14 protein-coding genes and 1 pseudogene are annotated in these 15,906 nt (G+C 62.1%); 7 read left to right on the top strand and 8 right to left on the bottom strand.

What is annotated here, in order from left to right; all coding sequences use genetic code 11:
- Positions 1-375 precede the first annotated feature (375 nt).
- Positions 376-462, top strand: a pseudogene (locus tag B2S33_RS21605) (hypothetical protein); the annotation flags it as partial.
- A 188-nt stretch (positions 463-650) separates the two neighbouring features.
- Complete coding sequence (locus B2S33_RS21610) at positions 651-944, top strand: phage integrase central domain-containing protein (protein WP_371920336.1); 294 nt, start codon at positions 651-653, stop codon at positions 942-944.
- 252 nt (positions 945-1,196) lie between these two features.
- On the opposite strand, the gene glsB is transcribed toward B2S33_RS21610, so the two are convergent.
- From glsB to B2S33_RS12700, 3 genes are all read right to left on the bottom strand, one after another.
- Entirely contained in the window at positions 1,197-2,117 is a 921-nt protein-coding gene (gene glsB, locus B2S33_RS12690; protein ID WP_288650402.1) for a glutaminase B, read from the bottom strand.
- A gap of 98 nt (positions 2,118-2,215) precedes the next feature.
- Complete coding sequence (locus B2S33_RS12695; RefSeq protein WP_242809598.1) at positions 2,216-3,010, bottom strand: substrate-binding domain-containing protein; 795 nt, start codon at positions 3,008-3,010, stop codon at positions 2,216-2,218.
- 81 nt (positions 3,011-3,091) lie between these two features.
- Positions 3,092-3,985 (bottom strand): LysR family transcriptional regulator, encoded by an 894-nt coding sequence (locus B2S33_RS12700; RefSeq protein ID WP_027916235.1) that lies wholly within the window; start codon positions 3,983-3,985, stop codon positions 3,092-3,094.
- Positions 3,986-4,132: 147 nt separating this feature from the next.
- Between B2S33_RS12700 and B2S33_RS12705 the strand changes: the two genes are divergently transcribed.
- The 4 genes from B2S33_RS12705 to B2S33_RS12720 all read left to right on the top strand — a co-directional run bounded on the left by B2S33_RS12705 (position 4,133) and on the right by B2S33_RS12720 (position 9,344).
- Positions 4,133-5,212: a 4-oxalomesaconate tautomerase gene (locus tag B2S33_RS12705; protein ID WP_288650404.1), complete on the top strand. Its 1,080-nt coding sequence runs from the start codon at positions 4,133-4,135 to the stop codon at positions 5,210-5,212.
- 72 nt (positions 5,213-5,284) lie between these two features.
- A complete protein-coding gene (dctA, locus tag B2S33_RS12710; protein ID WP_288650406.1) occupies positions 5,285-6,604 on the top strand; it encodes a C4-dicarboxylate transporter DctA in 1,320 nt (439 codons plus the stop codon).
- Positions 6,605-6,722: 118 nt separating this feature from the next.
- Entirely contained in the window at positions 6,723-8,027 is a 1,305-nt protein-coding gene (locus B2S33_RS12715; protein WP_027916232.1) for a CitMHS family transporter, read from the top strand.
- Between the two features lie 63 nt (positions 8,028-8,090).
- Positions 8,091-9,344, top strand: a complete 1,254-nt coding sequence (locus B2S33_RS12720; RefSeq protein WP_145279866.1) for an OprD family porin — start codon at positions 8,091-8,093, stop codon at positions 9,342-9,344.
- A gap of 37 nt (positions 9,345-9,381) precedes the next feature.
- Here B2S33_RS12720 and B2S33_RS12725 read toward each other — a convergent pair whose 3' ends face one another.
- Entirely contained in the window at positions 9,382-9,897 is a 516-nt protein-coding gene (locus B2S33_RS12725; RefSeq protein ID WP_288650452.1) for a DUF4880 domain-containing protein, read from the bottom strand.
- 439 nt (positions 9,898-10,336) lie between these two features.
- Entirely contained in the window at positions 10,337-10,648 is a 312-nt protein-coding gene (locus B2S33_RS12730) for a DUF6124 family protein (RefSeq protein WP_028686560.1), read from the bottom strand.
- A gap of 130 nt (positions 10,649-10,778) precedes the next feature.
- Between B2S33_RS12730 and B2S33_RS12735 the strand changes: the two genes are divergently transcribed.
- Positions 10,779-11,432 (top strand): LexA family protein, encoded by a 654-nt coding sequence (locus tag B2S33_RS12735; protein ID WP_027916228.1) that lies wholly within the window; start codon positions 10,779-10,781, stop codon positions 11,430-11,432.
- A 64-nt stretch (positions 11,433-11,496) separates the two neighbouring features.
- Here B2S33_RS12735 and B2S33_RS12740 read toward each other — a convergent pair whose 3' ends face one another.
- The 3 genes from B2S33_RS12740 to B2S33_RS12750 are packed head-to-tail and all read right to left on the bottom strand — an operon-like array spanning position 11,497 to position 15,873.
- Positions 11,497-13,449, bottom strand: a complete 1,953-nt coding sequence (locus tag B2S33_RS12740; protein ID WP_288650408.1) for an acetyl/propionyl/methylcrotonyl-CoA carboxylase subunit alpha — start codon at positions 13,447-13,449, stop codon at positions 11,497-11,499.
- Positions 13,446-14,261: a gamma-carboxygeranoyl-CoA hydratase gene (locus B2S33_RS12745; protein ID WP_242809591.1), complete on the bottom strand. Its 816-nt coding sequence runs from the start codon at positions 14,259-14,261 to the stop codon at positions 13,446-13,448. The genes B2S33_RS12740 and B2S33_RS12745 overlap by 4 nt, the downstream gene beginning before the upstream one ends.
- Positions 14,262-14,265: 4 nt before the next feature.
- The gene (locus tag B2S33_RS12750) at positions 14,266-15,873 is read right to left on the bottom strand and encodes a carboxyl transferase domain-containing protein (protein WP_027916225.1); all 1,608 of its coding nucleotides are present in this window, start codon (positions 15,871-15,873) and stop codon (positions 14,266-14,268) included.
- Positions 15,874-15,906: the final 33 nt, after the last annotated feature.

The following is a 15,906-nucleotide window of genomic DNA, read 5'->3' on the forward strand; positions in this document are numbered from 1 at the left end:
CGTTTCCCGCTCCAAATATCGATCTACAGAGTTCCATGGAAGTCTGTAAGTCATTGAAAAAAGACGCTTAGGCGTCTTTTTTCGTTTCAGTCAAAGCCGCGCCGATCCATGGGCATCCGGACTTTTTTAGTCCACAAATTAGTCCATGAAATTCGGACTCTCACTGTGGCGGTTTGTGCTGGAGAGGAGCGTCGAGCGTCACGAGCATCTAGCCCTGAATTTCATGTTCAGGAGCTCGTACATCGCACTTTGAGATGCAACCTTTCGCCAAGCCAATTCCACCGGCAAGGACTACACCCTCGGAAATAGCGACGGCCTGTCACTTGGCGTGAGCGGGCTGGCGGTAAATCTTGGCACTTTCGCTATTCATGGGCTGGCAAGCAAAAACGCATGCCCCTCGGTACCTACCCCGAAGTCGGCCTGGGCAGGCACGCTCACTGCGCGACGAAGCGCGGCGGCTGATCGCCCCAGATCCCAATCCCTGTATGCACCGGCCCCACCAGCGCCACACCCACAACCTCGCAGAGCAAAACACCTTCCAGGCGATGTACGGCTTGTGATTCAAGCACCGCAGTGGTGTGCTCAAGAAGGGCCTGCAGAGCACGCTGTAGCAGATCCAGCGCATCTTTGATAACTACGTGTTGCCTGTAGTGGGCAAATTTTCCATCTTTGCGGTCAAGCGGCATGACCTGCTGGAAGTGCTGGCCAAGATCGAGCGGCGCCGAGCTTACACCGTGGCCGAGAAGGTCCGGATGTGGTTCAAGCAGCTGTTTCGCTTCGCTTCGGTCAAAGCACCAGGGCTGGAGCAGAACCCTGCGCCGGATCTCGATGTGCTGGTCGCGCCTAAGCCGGCTGTGGTCCACAACCCCTTGCTGCGGGTGTCAGAGCTTCCTGGACTGTTTGAGGCTGTCGGGGGTACGGTGGTGCATTGCAGATCCGTCTAGGCTTGCGCCTGCTGTCACTGACGGGCGTGCGCACCAGCGAGCTGCGTCTGGCCACCCCGGATCAGTTCGACCTGCGGCGGGGGCCTATGGACGATTCCGCCCGAAGTGGTCAAACAGTTGCAGCTTGAAATGCGCAAGGAAGGCCGTCGTAACCAACAAACTGCGCCTTACTCCGTGCCACTGTCCAGGCAGGCGAAGGACGTTGTTCGGCAGTTGCTGCAGTAGATTACGGCCGCCACAGAAATACGACCCTCAAGGCACCGCCGAAAAAACCGACCCCGTGATGCGCTCACTCAGCAATTCCAACGCACGGATACCTGCCAGTGAATTGCCAGAAGCGTTGAGCGCTGGCGACCAGACGCAGATGCTGTACCGCCCGGGGACCACTGCCACGATGCCACCGCCCACGCCACTCTTGCCCGGCAGGCCCACGCGATAGGCGAAATTGCCGGCTTCGTCGTACAGGCCGCTGGTGGCCATGATCGCGTTCACCTGCTGGGCCTGACGTGCGCTGAGCACGTGTTCACCGCTGTGCGGGCAATAGCCGCTGTTGGCCAGAAACGCAAAGCCCCGGGCCACGTCGACGCAGTTCATCGACAGCGCGCAGTGATGGAAGTAGCTGCTCAGCACCGCGTCCACGTCGTTATGAAAGTTACCAAACGCAGTCATCAGCCAGGCCATCGCGGCATTGCGCGCGCGGTGCTGGTATTCGGACTCGGCCACCACCGTGTCGCTGACGATGCGCGGGTTGCCAGCCAGGCGGCGAACGAAGTCGCGCATCGACAGGGCAGGGGTGGCGAAGCGTGACTGGTTGATGTCGCAGATGACCAGTGCGCCGGCATTGATGAACGGGTTGCGCGGACGACCCTTTTCCACCTCCAGCTGCACCAGCGAGTCGAAGGCCTGGCCCGAGGGCTCGTAGCCCAAGCGCGACCAGATGTCTTCGCCGCTATGGTTGATCGCCTGGACCAGGCTGAACACCTTGGAAATGCTCTGAATAGAGAAGGGCGTGTAGGCATCGCCTGCGCAGTGCAACTGGCCATCAAGGCCCTGCACTGCGATGCCAAGCTGGTTAGGGTCGACCTGGGCCAGGGCGGGGATGTATTGCGCGACCTGACCCTGGCTTAGCAGTGGGCGCACCTGGTCGAGAATCTCTTGCAGCATGTCTTGCATCGCGACGGCCTTGGGAAGGAGGAAGGATGGGTCTCAGACGCTGCGGCACGCCGTCAGGGCACGCCTTCTACCCACATGCCCTGGCCGAGCGTCGAAGCTTAGTGAGCCGAGTGCGGCAGTGGGGTCAGGCCGCTTTTCTCGATAGCGGCGTCCGCCTGGGCAGAGGCCATGTAATCAAGCAGCGCCTGGGCCGCCGCCCGGTGCTGGCTGTTGGCAACCACCGCACCCGAATACATCGTCATCTTTTGCCCCTCGGCCGGGATCAGCCCCACGATGTCGATGCCGGGCACCGGCTTGAGCTCGCTCAGCTGCTGGAACCCGATGGCTGCCTCACCGCGTGCGACCACCTTGCCGACGGGTTCGGCAGGGATCATATGGGCTTTGTGGGCGAAGCCTTCGCCCAGGTTCATGCTAGGGAACAGGGTCTTTGACAGGTAGACCCCGCTGGCACTGTCGGAGTAGGCGACCGAAGGGCTATCCAGCAACACCTGACGCAACTCGCCCATCGTGCCGATAGCCGGCTTGGGCTCGCCTTTGCGCACGGCCATGGCGATGAACGACTTGCCCAGGTCGATGCGGCTTGCCTGGTCGGCCTTGCCGTCGGCAACCAGAATGTCCAACGCCGAGCCCACCATCAGCACCACATCGGCCGGCTCGCCACGTTTCAGCCGGTTCGGGATGGCTTGCGGGGTCTGGCCCATCGATGGCGCGGCAAGCACGTTCAGCTTTACCCCGTAGGTGTGTTCATAGGCAGGTGCAACGCCGCGGATGGCACCCATGATGCCGCCGGAGCTGAGCACGGTCAGCGTGGTGGCCTGGTCATGGGTGGGTTCTGCGGCAGAGCAGGCAAAGGTGGCGACCAGCAGTGCCGTGCAGGACAGCGTTTTCAGCATGGAGATACTCCAGATAAAACGGGCAGCTTATTGGCAGCCTGGCCCGGCGCTAAATTAAGCGGCGTTAAGAATGTTTCATGCTCACCGGTTCGGCCATTTCTCCAGCAGGATCGACACGAACTTCTCTGCCGCCGGCGACAGCGAGGCGCCGCGGCGGTAGACCAGACCCAAGGTGCGGGTCACCTCCGGCTCGATCAACGGCACGCTTACCAGGGTCGGGTGGTCTGCACTGGGCATGGCCAGGCTAGGCATGGCCGAGACGCCAAGGCCGGCCTCGACCATGCCCAACGACGTGGACAGGTGCTGCACTTCGTAGAACCATTTGGGCCGCAGGTTCAGCCCGGCCAGGGCGTGGTCGAGCAGCATGCGGTTGCCGCTCAATCGACCCACGCCGATCAAACGGTAGTCGGCAAGCTCGGTCCAGGTCACCGCATCGCGGTTCGCTAGAGGGTGGTCGCGCCGGCAGGCCAGCACGAAGTGCTCCTGCACCAACGACACGAACTCGATGTCCGGGTGCTGGCCGCTCATCATGTTGATGCCAAAATCGGCTTCACCCCGCAGCACGGCCTCCAGGCCATCATTGGCGCTCAGGTCCAACAGACGAATGCGGATCTTGGGGTATTGGTCGTTGTAGTCGCGGATCACCGACGGCAGGAAATAGAACGCTGCAGTCGGGATACAGGCCAGCGTCACCTGCCCGGTCTGACGCTCGGCCAACTCCCGGATACTGAGAATCGAATCCTCGAAGTCGTCCAGCAAGCGCCTGGCCTTGGGCAGAAAATCACGGCCCACGCTGGTCAGGCTGACGCGGCGCGTAGTGCGCTCCAGCAGCGACGTGCCCAGACCTTCTTCTAGCTTCTTGATCCGTCGACTCAGAGCCGGTTGGGACAGGTGTAATACCTCGGCAGCCTCGTGAAAGCTCCCAAGTTCGGCGATTTTGACGAAAGATCGTATGTCTTGAAGCTCATATTCCACCAGTCACCTCCTCACCAAAAATGCCTATTATTGTTTTGTGAAACGGAATAATCACTACGATATTTGCATTGGAATGATTTATCCATCCCTGTCACTCTTTTGCTCACGGCATCAATGATGTCCATTGATCAACAAGAGTGCGAAATCATGCAACGAATTCCTTGCGTACTCATGCGCGGCGGCACCTCCAAGGGGCCGTTTTTCCATGCGTGGGACTTGCCTGCCAATGTGGTCGAGCGTGATGAATTGCTCATCGACCTGATGGGGTCCGGTCATGAGCTGGAAATCGACGGTATCGGTGGCGGCAGCCCGCAGACCAGCAAGGTCGCGATCATCAGCCCGTCGCTGCATGCCGACGCCGACGTCGATTACCTGTTCGTGCAGGTGATGGTCGCCCAGCGCCGCGTGGACACTGCGCCCAACTGCGGCAACATGCTGTGCGCGGTCGGCCCCTTCGCCATCGAGCAGGGGCTGGTCAAGGGCCAGGAAGGCAAGACCTTGGTGCGCATCCGTAACCTGAACACGGGCACCTTCGTCAACTCGCTGGTGGAAACCCCAGGTGGCATCGTGCGCTATGAAGGGCGTACCGCCATCGATGGCGTGCCGGGCACCGCCGCGCCGGTGCACCTGACCTTCCTCGATGCGGTTGGCAGCAAGACCGGCAAGCTGTTACCTACCGGGCAAGCCAAGGATGTGATCGATGGCGTGCCGATGACCTGTATCGACATGGCCATGCCCATGATGGTCATCCAAGCCAGTGACCTGGGCATGACCGGCGCCGAAACGCCCGACGAGCTCGACGCCAACGGCCCTCTGCTCAAGCGTCTTGAAGCGCTGCGGCTCAAAGCCGGCAAGGCCATGGGCCTGGGCGACGTCAGTGGCATGGTGATACCCAAGCCAGTGCTGGTGTCCAAGCCGCGCTACGACGGCACGCTCCAGGTGCGCTACTTCATGCCGCACAATTGCCACCGTGCCCTGGCGATCACGGGTGCTGTAGGGCTGGCCACTGCCTGTGTCAGCCCTGGCAGCGTCATTGTGGATCTGCTGGGTGAACACGCCCTGGAATTGAGCCAGGTTCGCCTTGAGCATCCAAGCGGTGGCATCGACGTCGCGTTGTCACGCAGCGGCGCCGATGGCAAGACCTTGCAAGCCTCGGTGGTACGTACTGCCCGGCGGCTGTTTTCAGGATTCGTCTACGCGCCCACCTTGCGCAGGTTGGCTGGCTAGCCACCTGCATGGATTGACCGCGGCACCTTGCAACAAGCGCATCCGCACAATATGAACAATGGGTGATGCCTCATGAAACTTGCCAAATCGCTGTACTTCCAGATCCTCTGCGCCGTCCTGCTGGGTGTAGTGGTCGGTCACTTCTGGGCGCAACAGGCCGTTGCGCTCAAACCCCTGGGCGATGCCTTCATCAAGCTGGTCAAGATGATGATCGCGCCCGTGGTGTTCTGCACCATCGTCACCGGTATAGCCGGCATGACCGACAAGCGCTCGCTCGGGCGCCTGATGAGCAAGACACTGCTGCTGTTCCTGGGGCTGACCATCGTCAGCCTGATCATCGGCCTGGCCGCGGTGTACCTGTTCAAGCCAGGGGTCGGCATGAACATCGACCCGGCCACCCTGAGCACCGAAGGGTTGACCCAGTTCACCGCCTCGGCCGCCAAGCTGGGCGTGGTGGACTTCTTCATGCACATCATCCCGGACACCTTCATGGGGGCGTTCAACAAGGGTGAAGTGCTGCCGGTGCTGTTCATCGCCGTGCTCAGCGGGTTCGCGCTGTCGTCCATGGGCGAGAAGGGCAAGCCGGTGCTGGATGTGCTGGAAGCGGTCTCGACCATGGTGTTCCGCATCTTCGGCTACCTCATGCGTTTCGCACCGGTCGGTGCGTTCGGTGCCCTGGCGTTCACGGTCGGGCAGTACGGCGTGACCTCGCTGGGGTCGCTCGCCAAGCTGATCGGCACGCTCTACATCGCCTGTGCGTTCTTCGTGCTGGTCGTGCTGGGCGGCATCTGCCGCGCCCATGGTTTCAGCCTGTGGAAGCTGCTGCGCTATTTCCGCGAAGAGTTCCTGGTGGTACTGGGCACTTCTTCCACGGAACCGGTGTTGCCGCGCATGCTGGAGAAGCTGGAAAAGCTTGGCTGCAAGAAGGGGGTCGTTGGCCTGGTACTGCCCACCGGCTACTCGTTCAACCTCGACGGCACGGCGATCTACTTGTCTTTGGCCGCCGTGTTCATTGCCCAGGCCTGCAACATCGACCTGAGCCTGGGCCAGGTGGTGACCATGCTGGCGATCATGCTGCTGTCGTCAAAAGGCGCAGCGGGCGTGACCGGCAGCGGCTTCGTGGCCTTGGCTTCGACCCTGACCGTTGTCCATGACATTCCGCTGGCAGGCCTGGCCCTGCTGATCGGTATCGACCGCTTCATGTCCGAAGCCCGCGCCCTTACGAGCCTTGCCAGCAATGCCGTGGCCACCGTGGTGGTGTCGATTTCCGAGAATGCGTGTGACAAGCAGGTTCTGCTCAGTCGCCTCAATGGCGAGCCTGTGGCCGAGCAGGCACCGGCGACGGTAGGCCCCGACGCCGCCTGGGTCGCCAAGCCAGGCCACCACGGCTAAGACGTCCGCTACACCCTGAACTCAAAACGCAGCAACCCGCGTGCAGGAACGCGCGCGGGTAGGGGGCTCGTCTGCGCCATCGGCGGCCCAACCCGGATAAAAACAAGAGAGAAAAGCCATGCTCGCACTCCTGGGCTTGATCATGGTGGTGACGTTCACCTACCTGATCATGAGCAAACGCCTGTCCCCGATCGTCGCCTTGACGGTCGTACCGATCGTCTTCGCGCTGGTGGGGGGCTTTGCGCCTGACCTTGGCAAGATGATGCTCGACGGGCTGAAAATGGTGGCCCCGTCGGCCGCCTTGCTGCTGTTCGCCATCCTGTTTTTCGGCTTGATGATCGATGCCGGCCTGTTCGACCCTCTGATCCGTAAGATCCTCAAGCGCGTCAACGGCGACCCCATCAAGATCGCCATTGGCACTGCATTGCTGTCGCTGCTGGTGGCACTGGACGGTGACGGTACCACCACCTACATGATCACCTGCGCCGCCATGCTGCCCTTGTACAAGCGCATCGGCATGAACCCGATGATCCTGGCAACGGTGTCGATGCTGTCGTTGAGCATCATGAGTGGCATGAGCCCCTGGGGCGGGCCTGCCACCCGTGCCATCGCAGCGCTTGGGCTCGATGCCACCGACTACTTCATTCCCATGCTGCCCACAGTGATCGGTGGGGCTGCCTGGGTGGTGTTCACCGCCTACTTGCTGGGGCGTGCCGAGCGACGCCGCATCGGCAACGTGGCCCTGGAGTCCGGCGGCGGCAATTGCTACATCAAGGAAATCCTGGGTGACACGCCCCACAAGCGTCCGCGTCTGGCCTACGTGAACCTGGTGCTGGTCATTGTGGTCATGACCGCACTGGTGCTGGGCCTGATGCACGCGGCGATCCTGTTCATGATCGGTTTCGTTGCCGCCTTGATGATCAACTACCCGCAACTGGAACTGCAGAAAGAACGCATCCTGGCCCATTCGGGCAACGCCATGACCGTGGTGCTGCTGGTGTTCGCCGCTGGTATCTTCGCCGGCATCTTCTCGGGCACCAAGATGGTCGATGCCCTGGCGCAAACCCTCGTGGACTGGATCCCGGAAGCCTGGAGCCACTGGTTCCCGCTGGTGGTGGCGCTGACCAGCATGCCGCTTACCTTCGTGCTGTCCAACGATGCGTACTATTTCGGGGTGGTGCCGATCCTGGCCAATGCTGCCGCCGCCTATGGCATCGACCCCGTTGAAATCGCCCGCGCCTCGGTGCTTGGTCAGCCGGTGCACTTGATGAGCCCGTTGGTCGCCTCGACCCTGCTGCTGGTGGGCATGGTGGACAAGGACATCGGCGACTTCCAGAAGGCCACGGTGAAGTGGGCAGTGCTCACTTCGCTGGTCATCACCGCCTTGGCGGTGTTGACCGGTGCGTTGTCGTTCTTCGTCTGAATGGTGCGGGCGCCAGGCGCCCGCCATCGCTGACACCCCAAAAACAACAATAGAGTACCGATCATGTCCTTGACCCTCGTGCGAGGGGCCACGTGTGGCCTGCTCTGCGGCTGCCTGCCTGTGGCCGGCGCTACTGGCTTCATCGATGACAGCAAGCTCAAGTTGCAAATGCGCAATGTCTATTTCAACGAAAACTTTCGCGACGAACAGGGCATGAGCCCCCGCGCCGCAGCCACCGCCAAGAGCGAGCGTACCGAGTGGGCGCAGGGCTTCTTGCTCGATTATCAGTCGGGTTACACCCCCGGTACCCTCGGCGTGGGGCTCGATGCACTGGGCTTGTTGGGCGTGCGCCTGGATTCGGGGCGTGGCCGCAGTGGCACGGGCCTGTTGCCTGTGCATGACGACGGCCGGGCCGCCGACGCGTTCGCCAGTGCGGGCGGTACCTTCAAGGCGCGTGTTGGCCAGAACGTCGTCAGGCATGGCACCTTGTTGCCCAAGACCCCAGTGCTGGTGCACAACGATGCTCGCTTGATGCCGCAAACCTACCAGGGTACGCAGGTCACCAGTGCCGCAATCGATAACCTGAACCTCACGGCAGGGCACCTGACCCGTTTCAAACAGCGCGATTCTTCGAACAGCACCGGCCTGTACCTGGACGGCTACAGTGGCGGCGAAGCCGGAGACTTCAGCTTCGCCGGCGCCGACTACACCGTCAGCAAACAGCTGCGCCTGAGCTACTATCACGGTCAGCTCGAGCATTTCTATCGTCAGGACTTCGCCGGGGTGATTCACGACCATGCGCTGGCTGGCGGTGTCCTGACCACGGACCTGCGCTATTTCAAAAGCAAAAGCACCGGTGCGGCCTACGGTGGCCCGATCGACAATGACATGCTCAGCGGGCAAATCGCCTACACGCATTCCGGCCACACGTTCGGTGCAGGTTATCAAGCGCTCAATGGCGAAGCGAGGCTGCCGTACATCAGCGGGGCGACGGTGTATTCATTCAGCAACGTGGGCATTGGCAAGTTCATCGAAGAAGATGAAAAGACCTGGATGGCGAGCTATGTCTACAATTTCGCAGCGGCCGGGGTGCCGGGGTTGACCTTCATGACCCGCTACCTGAGCGGCGATAACGGCCGTTCTGGCGCGGCGGGTCTGAGCGAGTGGGAGCGCGATGCAGAGCTTGCGTATGTCGTGCAATCAGGCCCCGCCAAAGGGCTTGGCGTTAAGCTGCGCAACTACGTGTACCGCTCGGACTTTGCGCGTGGCCGTGACAGCAATCGGCTGTACCTGACGTACGATATCGCGCTGTGGTGACGTCGCGAGCATCAAGACGCGTGCGCTGGCAACCGTTTCACGCCCACAGCCCCAGCATGATCAATACGGGCATGCCCAGCGCGGCAGCAAAGGAGCAACCACCCAGCGCCAGGGCAGCGCGACCCTTGCGATACCAGCCATCGCGGCCCAGGGCCAGTGCAGGCTCGTACAAGCTGCGCCAGCACAGCTCGGTGGCGTGGAACGCCTGCAGGTGGTTGGGCGAGGCGTCCAGCCAGCGACGAAAGTCGATACGCTCGCATGCGGTGACGTCCGGGCTCTGCAAACGCACATACCACTGTGCTGCCTGGCGCGTCGGGGCATCGGGGCGGGGCTGGACGGCGAGCAACGCCTGCACCATGAGACGCTCGACACTGCGTAGCGGCAAGCCAAGACGTGTGGCGACCCTGGCCTGGGCCAACTGATCGAGACGGCTTAGCAGAAACACCTGGCGCGCAGCGCGTGGCAGGCGCTTGAGTGCGAGCAGTAGGGCAGCATCGCTATCGGCAGCGTGCTTGGGTAAGGGCGTGGGGAGGCGCAAGAGCATGCGGGTCATGAGCAGTTCCTTGCTGAAGCGAGCATCTGGGAGAGCATCCATGACGCTGATCTTAAGCTTAACGAGATTGATTCTCAAGTGCTGAACCGGCAAACTTTTGTAATGGCCGTTCACCCTTGGAAACACTTTTGCTACCATCGCCGCCATCACGATCTTCATTAGCCTGAAGAGCCAAAAAAAAGACCCAGCAAAAAGCTGGGTCAAAAACCGTGATTAGCCTGATGAGGAGATAATCCGAGAGCGACCTAAGCTCCGGGTTATCCAGCGGATCTCGCGATCAGCTGAGTGCAATAATAATCGTTATCATTTGCCAGTCAAATGATTTTTTTATACATGACGGTAGAATACCTACCGCTGCGCTTCCTTGTCCCCCAAACCAGGGCCTTGGCTTCACACGCCATGCGCCAACTTTGACCCCTCGCATTCTCCACTACCTGCCTCAAGCGGCGGGGTCTGCCGTGCGCTGGTGTTCCAGCAGCGCGCGAGCCATGTCCATCATGTGCATCAACGCAAACATCAGTTCTCGCTGGCTACCATGCTGGTGGGTGGCGGTTTCCTGGGCGGTTGCCGCCGCACAGCGCAGCAGGGCGATGGCGTGCTCCTGGGCTTGATCGCGTGTGACGCCCTCGTGAAGCGTCCAGATCCTGTTTTCGGGCGTGGGACGCGGCGGGTTGGGGTTCAGGTAATAATCAAGCGCGCGGCGGGCGGCTTCGCTGTCGAGATCTGTTTCGTCGTTTTTCGGATGTTTCATTGCGATACCTTCCAGGTTCTCGTCAAACACAATGAACTCAGAGCATAGGTCAATTTGTATTTTCTAGCGCCAAATAAATAATTCAGATTGTGTATTGCTGCTTCCAATACAGTCCGTATTGTTGCCGCTCATGGAAAACTGGAATGCATTTCTCAAGCGCTACAAGCGCGAACACAACCTCAGCCAGTTGAAACTGGCCGAGCGCCTGGGCATGACGCAGGGTGGGGTAGGGCACTGGCTTCGCGGCACGCGCCGCCCTACGTTGGAGACCATCAACGAAAAACTGGAAAAGCTCGGGCTGGTCTTTCTGGAGGCGCAGGTCATGGTGGTCGAGCGCGACCTCGTGCGTGAATCTCCCGGCAATTACGGCGCTGAGCCGCCTGTTTCCGCACAGGCCCTGCTTTATGCGAGCTTCCGCTTTCCAGTGCTCAAGTGGGCGGACTTGCAGGGCCCCTTGCCTGAAACCAGTGAGGTACATGAGCAGACCGACTACATGCCTGCGGGCAATGCATTCTGGCTTGCCGTGGAAAACGACTCGATGAACGCCGCCAGCGGCAAGAGCGTGCCGGAAGGCATGCGTGTGCTGGTCGACACCGGCTTGCCAGCCGAGCCCGGCCGGTTGGTGATTGCCCGCCAGCCTGGCAAAGCGCCTGTGCTACGCCAGTTGGTCGAAGAAGGCGGTGACAAGATGCTCAAGCCGTTGAACACCCGTTACCCCACGGTGCTGTGCGAAACCGGCTGCGAGTTCCTGGGGGTGGTGGTGCGGGTACACGGCGCGTTCTGAGGCCACGTGGCCCGAGCGGTGAGGCAAGGGCCGCAGGCCGTCGGGCACCGCGACCCCGAGGCGCTCAAGATTCCAGCTCGACCAATGCTGCCCCTTCGCTGACCATGTCGCCTTCCTGGCACAACAAGGCTTTGACCGTGGTGGCCTTGGGGGCCCGAATGCTGTGCTCCATTTTCATGGCTTCCAGCACCACCAGCGGCGCACCCGCTTCTACCGCCTGGCCTACCTCTACCAAGACTCGCACGATGCTGCCGTTCATGGGAGCGGTCAGGCCGCCTTGGTGGGCATGGTCGATGGCCGCTTCGGTAACCGGGTCGAATGCCTCGAAGGTGTGGAGCTCTCCGTCCCAGTGCAGATACAGGCTGGCGCCTCTGCGAATGGCCAGGTGGCGAGTGCGCAGGCCTGACTGCTCTCGCATCAGCCAATCGCCTTGCAGGCCCCACAGGCCTTGGGACGTCTGGTTGAGCGTAATGACCTGATCATGGCCGTTGCGGGTCAGATGCACAGTCGTCGAGGTGCCCGCCCCCAGGCGCAGCCCGTCTCGTTGGGCCCATGGGGAGTGGGGGTCATCCAAACGTGTGCGGGGCGGTTCGCTTTGCAACCACGCCTGGGCTGCAGCCTCCCAGCCCTCGTCCGACAAGGCCTGCGCGGTGGGCAACAGCACATCCTGATGACGCGGGATGAAGCCGGTATCCAGCTCGGCTGCTGCGAATGCAGGATGGGCCAGGATACGTCGAAGGAAGGCGATGTTGGTTTTGACACCGCCTACCGCGAACTCATCCAGCATGGCTAGCAAACGCAGGCGAGCCTGTTCCCGGTCTTCGCCCCAGGCGATCAGTTTGCCCAGCATCGGGTCGTAGAAGGGCGACACCGTATCGCCTTCGCTCACACCGCTGTCCACGCGCCGGCCTGCACCGCAAGCCGGTTCCCGGTACAGCGTCAGGGTGCCAGTGGCCGGCAAGAAGTCATTGGCAGGGTCTTCGGCGTACAGCCGCACTTCGATGGCATGACCGTTGAGCGGGACCTGGTCCTGGGTGATGGGCAGGGGCTCACCGCAGACCACACGAATCTGCCAGGCCACCAGGTCCAGGCCGGTGATGGCCTCGGTGACGGGATGCTCCACTTGCAGGCGCGTGTTCATTTCCATGAAAAAGAACTCGCCACGGGCGTCGAGCAAGAACTCCACGGTGCCGGCCCCAACATAGCCAATCGCTTGGGCCGCCCGTACTGCCGCCTCGCCCATGGCGCGGCGCAGATCTGCCGAAAGGCCTGGGGCAGGGGCTTCCTCGACCACCTTCTGATGACGGCGCTGGATCGAGCAGTCGCGCTCGTTGAGGTACAGACAGTGACCGTGGCGATCGGCGAAAATCTGGATCTCCACATGGCGCGGCTTCAAGACGTACTTTTCCACCAGCATCCGCGCATCGCCAAATGATGACAGGGCTTCGCGTTGCGCCGACGCCAGGGCGTCGGCCAATTGGCTTTCGTCCTCGACCACCTTCATGCCCTTGCCACCACCCCCGGCGCTGGCCTTGAGCAAGACCGGGTAGCCCACGTGCCGGGCGGCTTGCCTGAAGGTCTCCAGGTCCTGTGCCTGGCCGTGATAGCCCGGCACCAGCGGCACGCCTGCGGCCTCCATCAAGGCCTTGGCTGCCGACTTGCTGCCCATGGCGTCGATGGCTGACGCTGGCGGGCCCAGAAACATCAAGCCAGCGGCTTCGACTGCGCGGGCAAAGTCTGCGTTTTCCGAAAGAAAGCCATAGCCCGGGTGAATGGCCTGGGCACCGCTGGCCTTGGCCGCCGCCACCAGCTTGTCGATTTGCAGGTAACTGTCTGCCGCCTTGTTGCCACCCAGGTCCACGCACACATCGGCTTCGCGGCTGTGCCGGGCATTACGGTCGATGGCGCTGTGCACGGCCACCGTGGTCAGGCCCATGGCCTTGGCGGTGCGCATCACCCTGCAGGCGATTTCGCCGCGGTTGGCCACCAGCAACGTTGTCAATGGCGGGCGGTTCATGGGTGTGGCTCCTTGTTTGCATTGGCTTGCCAGGCAGGTTGGCGTTTTTCCAGAAACGCCCGCAGGCCTTCCTGGCCCTCGGCGCTTACACGAATGCGCGCGATGGCGTTCTCACAATAACGACGCAGGCCGGGGCTCAAGGCACCGCCATCGACCTCGCGCAGCAGCTCCTTGGTCGCGCGCATCGCCTGGGGGCTGTTGGCCAAAAGGGTTTCAACCCACTGACCCACGTTGGCCTCCAATTGGCTGGCCGGGTACACCTCGGCCAACAACCCAAGCGCCTGCGCCTGCGCCCCGCTGAAGCGCTCTGCCGTAAGTGCATAACGGCGGGCTGCGCGCTCGCCGATGGCCTTGACCACGAAGGGGCTGATGACCGCCGGCGCCAGGCCAATGCGTACCTCCGACAGGCACAGCTGGGCGTCTTCGGCGCCAATGGCCATGTCGCAGCAACTGATCAGGCCCAGGGCACCGCCGAATGCGGCGCCCTGAACCACCGCCAAGGTCGGCACCTTGATGCGGTGCAGTGCATACATCAACTCGCCCAGCTCGCGTGCGTCATCCAGGTTGGTGTTGAAGTCCAGCTGCGCCGACTGCTGCATCCACGCAAGGTCGGCCCCGGCACTGAAATGCCGCCCCCGCCCGCGCAGCAACACGAAGCGTACGCCCGCGTCATCGGCCAGCTGCCCCAGGGCAATGTTCAGCTCGCGGATCATCAAGGCATTGAAGGCGTTGTGCTTGTCCTCGCGGCTGAGCCACAAGGTGGCGAAGCCACGTGGGTCGTGGCTCACTTCTACCGTAGTGAAATCGCTCATGGGATCACATCCTGAATATGCCGAAGCGGCTCGGTTCGATCGGTGCGTTCAGCGCAGCGGACAAGGCCAGGCCCAGAACATCGCGGGTCTGCGCCGGGTCGATGACGCCGTCATCCCACAGGCGGGCGCTGGAATAGTAGGGGTGGCCCTGATGCTCGTACTGATCGAGGATCGGCTGCCTGAGCCTGGCCTCGTCCTCGGCGCCAAACGGCTCGCCGCTGCGCTCGCTCTGCTCGCGCTTGACCTGCACCAGCACGCCGGCAGCCTGTTCGGCGCCCATCACCCCGATGCGCGCATTGGGCCACATCCAGAGAAAGCGCGGGTCGTAGGCGCGGCCGCACATGCCGTAGTTACCGGCGCCGAAACTGCCGCCAATGATGACCGTGAACTTGGGCACCTGCGCGCAGGCCACGGCTGTGACCAACTTGGCGCCATGCTTGGCGATGCCGCCTTCTTCGTACTTCTTGCCCACCATGAACCCCGTGATGTTCTGCAGGAACAGCAACGGGATACCGCGCTGGCAAGCCAGTTCGATGAAGTGCGCGCCTTTTTGCGCAGCCTCGGCAAACAGGATGCCGTTATTGGCCAGGATGGCGATCGGGTAGCCGTGCAGGTGAGCGAAACCGCACACCAGGGTCGTTCCGAACAGGGCCTTGAATTCATCGAAGACCGAGCCATCGACCAGCCGTGCGATGACTTCGCGTACATCGAAAGGCTGCTTGGCGTCAGCCGGAATCACGCCGTAGAGCTCTTGCGCTGGATACAAGGGCGCAACCGGTGGCATGCATTGCACGGCGCCGAGCTTGCGCCAGTTGAGATTGGCCACGCAGCGCCTGGCCAGCGCCAGGGCATGCTCGTCATTGTCGGCGTAATGGTCGGCTACACCGCTGGTACGGCAATGTACATCGGCGCCGCCCAGCGCCTCGGCGCTCACCACCTCGCCCGTGGCAGCCTTCACCAGCGGTGGGCCGGCCAGGAAGATGGTGGCCTGCTGGCGCACCATGATCGCCTCGTCCGCCATCGCCGGCACATAGGCGCCGCCTGCGGTGCATGACCCCATTACCACGGCAATCTGGGCGATGCCCAGTGCGCTCATGTTGGCCTGGTTGAAGAAAATCCGCCCGAAGTGTTCACGGTCGGGAAACACCTCGTCCTGACGCGGCAAGTTGGCGCCGCCCGAATCCACCAGGTAGATGCATGGGAGGCGGTTCTGCAAGGCGATGGTCTGCGCTCGCAGGTGCTTTTTCACCGTCAACGGGTAATAGGAGCCACCTTTGACCGTGGCGTCGTTGGCCACGATCATGCATTCCACGCCTTCCACGCGCCCGATCCCGGCGATCAGGCCGGCTGCCGGAACGTCTTCGCCATAGACCTGGTGTGCAGCCAACTGGCCGATCTCGAGAAAGGCAGAACCGGCATCGAGCAGACGGTCGATTCGCTCGCGGGGCAACAGTTTGCCTCGCGAGGTGTGCCGCTCCTGCGCCTTGGCGCCGCCGCCTTGGGCTACCTGGGCAAGCAGTTCACGCAGGTTGTCCACCTGGGCCTGCATGGCCGCCTGGCACTGGGCGAATTCGGGTGACCTGGGGTTCACTTGGGATTTCAGAATCATCATGACTCCTGGTGCAGTGGCGCGCCCTTGGCGCGG

This window comes from Pseudomonas sp. UBA5568, assembly GCF_002425525.1.
Lineage (GTDB): Bacteria > Pseudomonadota > Gammaproteobacteria > Pseudomonadales > Pseudomonadaceae > Aquipseudomonas > Aquipseudomonas fulva.

What these genes read in the sequence shown, in the direction of transcription:
- glsB (WP_288650402.1), bottom strand. Translation starts at nt 2,117, where the DNA reads ATGCAAGACATGCTGCAAGAGATTCTCGACCAGGTGCGCCCACTGCTA.
- B2S33_RS12695 (WP_242809598.1), bottom strand. Translation starts at nt 3,010, where the DNA reads ATGCTGAAAACGCTGTCCTGCACGGCACTGCTGGTCGCCACCTTTGCC.
- B2S33_RS12705 (WP_288650404.1), top strand. Translation starts at nt 4,133, where the DNA reads ATGCAACGAATTCCTTGCGTACTCATGCGCGGCGGCACCTCCAAGGGG.
- dctA (WP_288650406.1), top strand. Translation starts at nt 5,285, where the DNA reads ATGAAACTTGCCAAATCGCTGTACTTCCAGATCCTCTGCGCCGTCCTG.
- B2S33_RS12715 (WP_027916232.1), top strand. Translation starts at nt 6,723, where the DNA reads ATGCTCGCACTCCTGGGCTTGATCATGGTGGTGACGTTCACCTACCTG.
- B2S33_RS12720 (WP_145279866.1), top strand. Translation starts at nt 8,091, where the DNA reads ATGTCCTTGACCCTCGTGCGAGGGGCCACGTGTGGCCTGCTCTGCGGC.
- B2S33_RS12725 (WP_288650452.1), bottom strand. Translation starts at nt 9,897, where the DNA reads ATGACCCGCATGCTCTTGCGCCTCCCCACGCCCTTACCCAAGCACGCT.
- B2S33_RS12730 (WP_028686560.1), bottom strand. Translation starts at nt 10,648, where the DNA reads ATGAAACATCCGAAAAACGACGAAACAGATCTCGACAGCGAAGCCGCC.
- B2S33_RS12735 (WP_027916228.1), top strand. Translation starts at nt 10,779, where the DNA reads ATGGAAAACTGGAATGCATTTCTCAAGCGCTACAAGCGCGAACACAAC.
- B2S33_RS12740 (WP_288650408.1), bottom strand. Translation starts at nt 13,449, where the DNA reads ATGAACCGCCCGCCATTGACAACGTTGCTGGTGGCCAACCGCGGCGAA.
- B2S33_RS12745 (WP_242809591.1), bottom strand. Translation starts at nt 14,261, where the DNA reads ATGAGCGATTTCACTACGGTAGAAGTGAGCCACGACCCACGTGGCTTC.
- B2S33_RS12750 (WP_027916225.1), bottom strand. Translation starts at nt 15,873, where the DNA reads ATGATGATTCTGAAATCCCAAGTGAACCCCAGGTCACCCGAATTCGCC.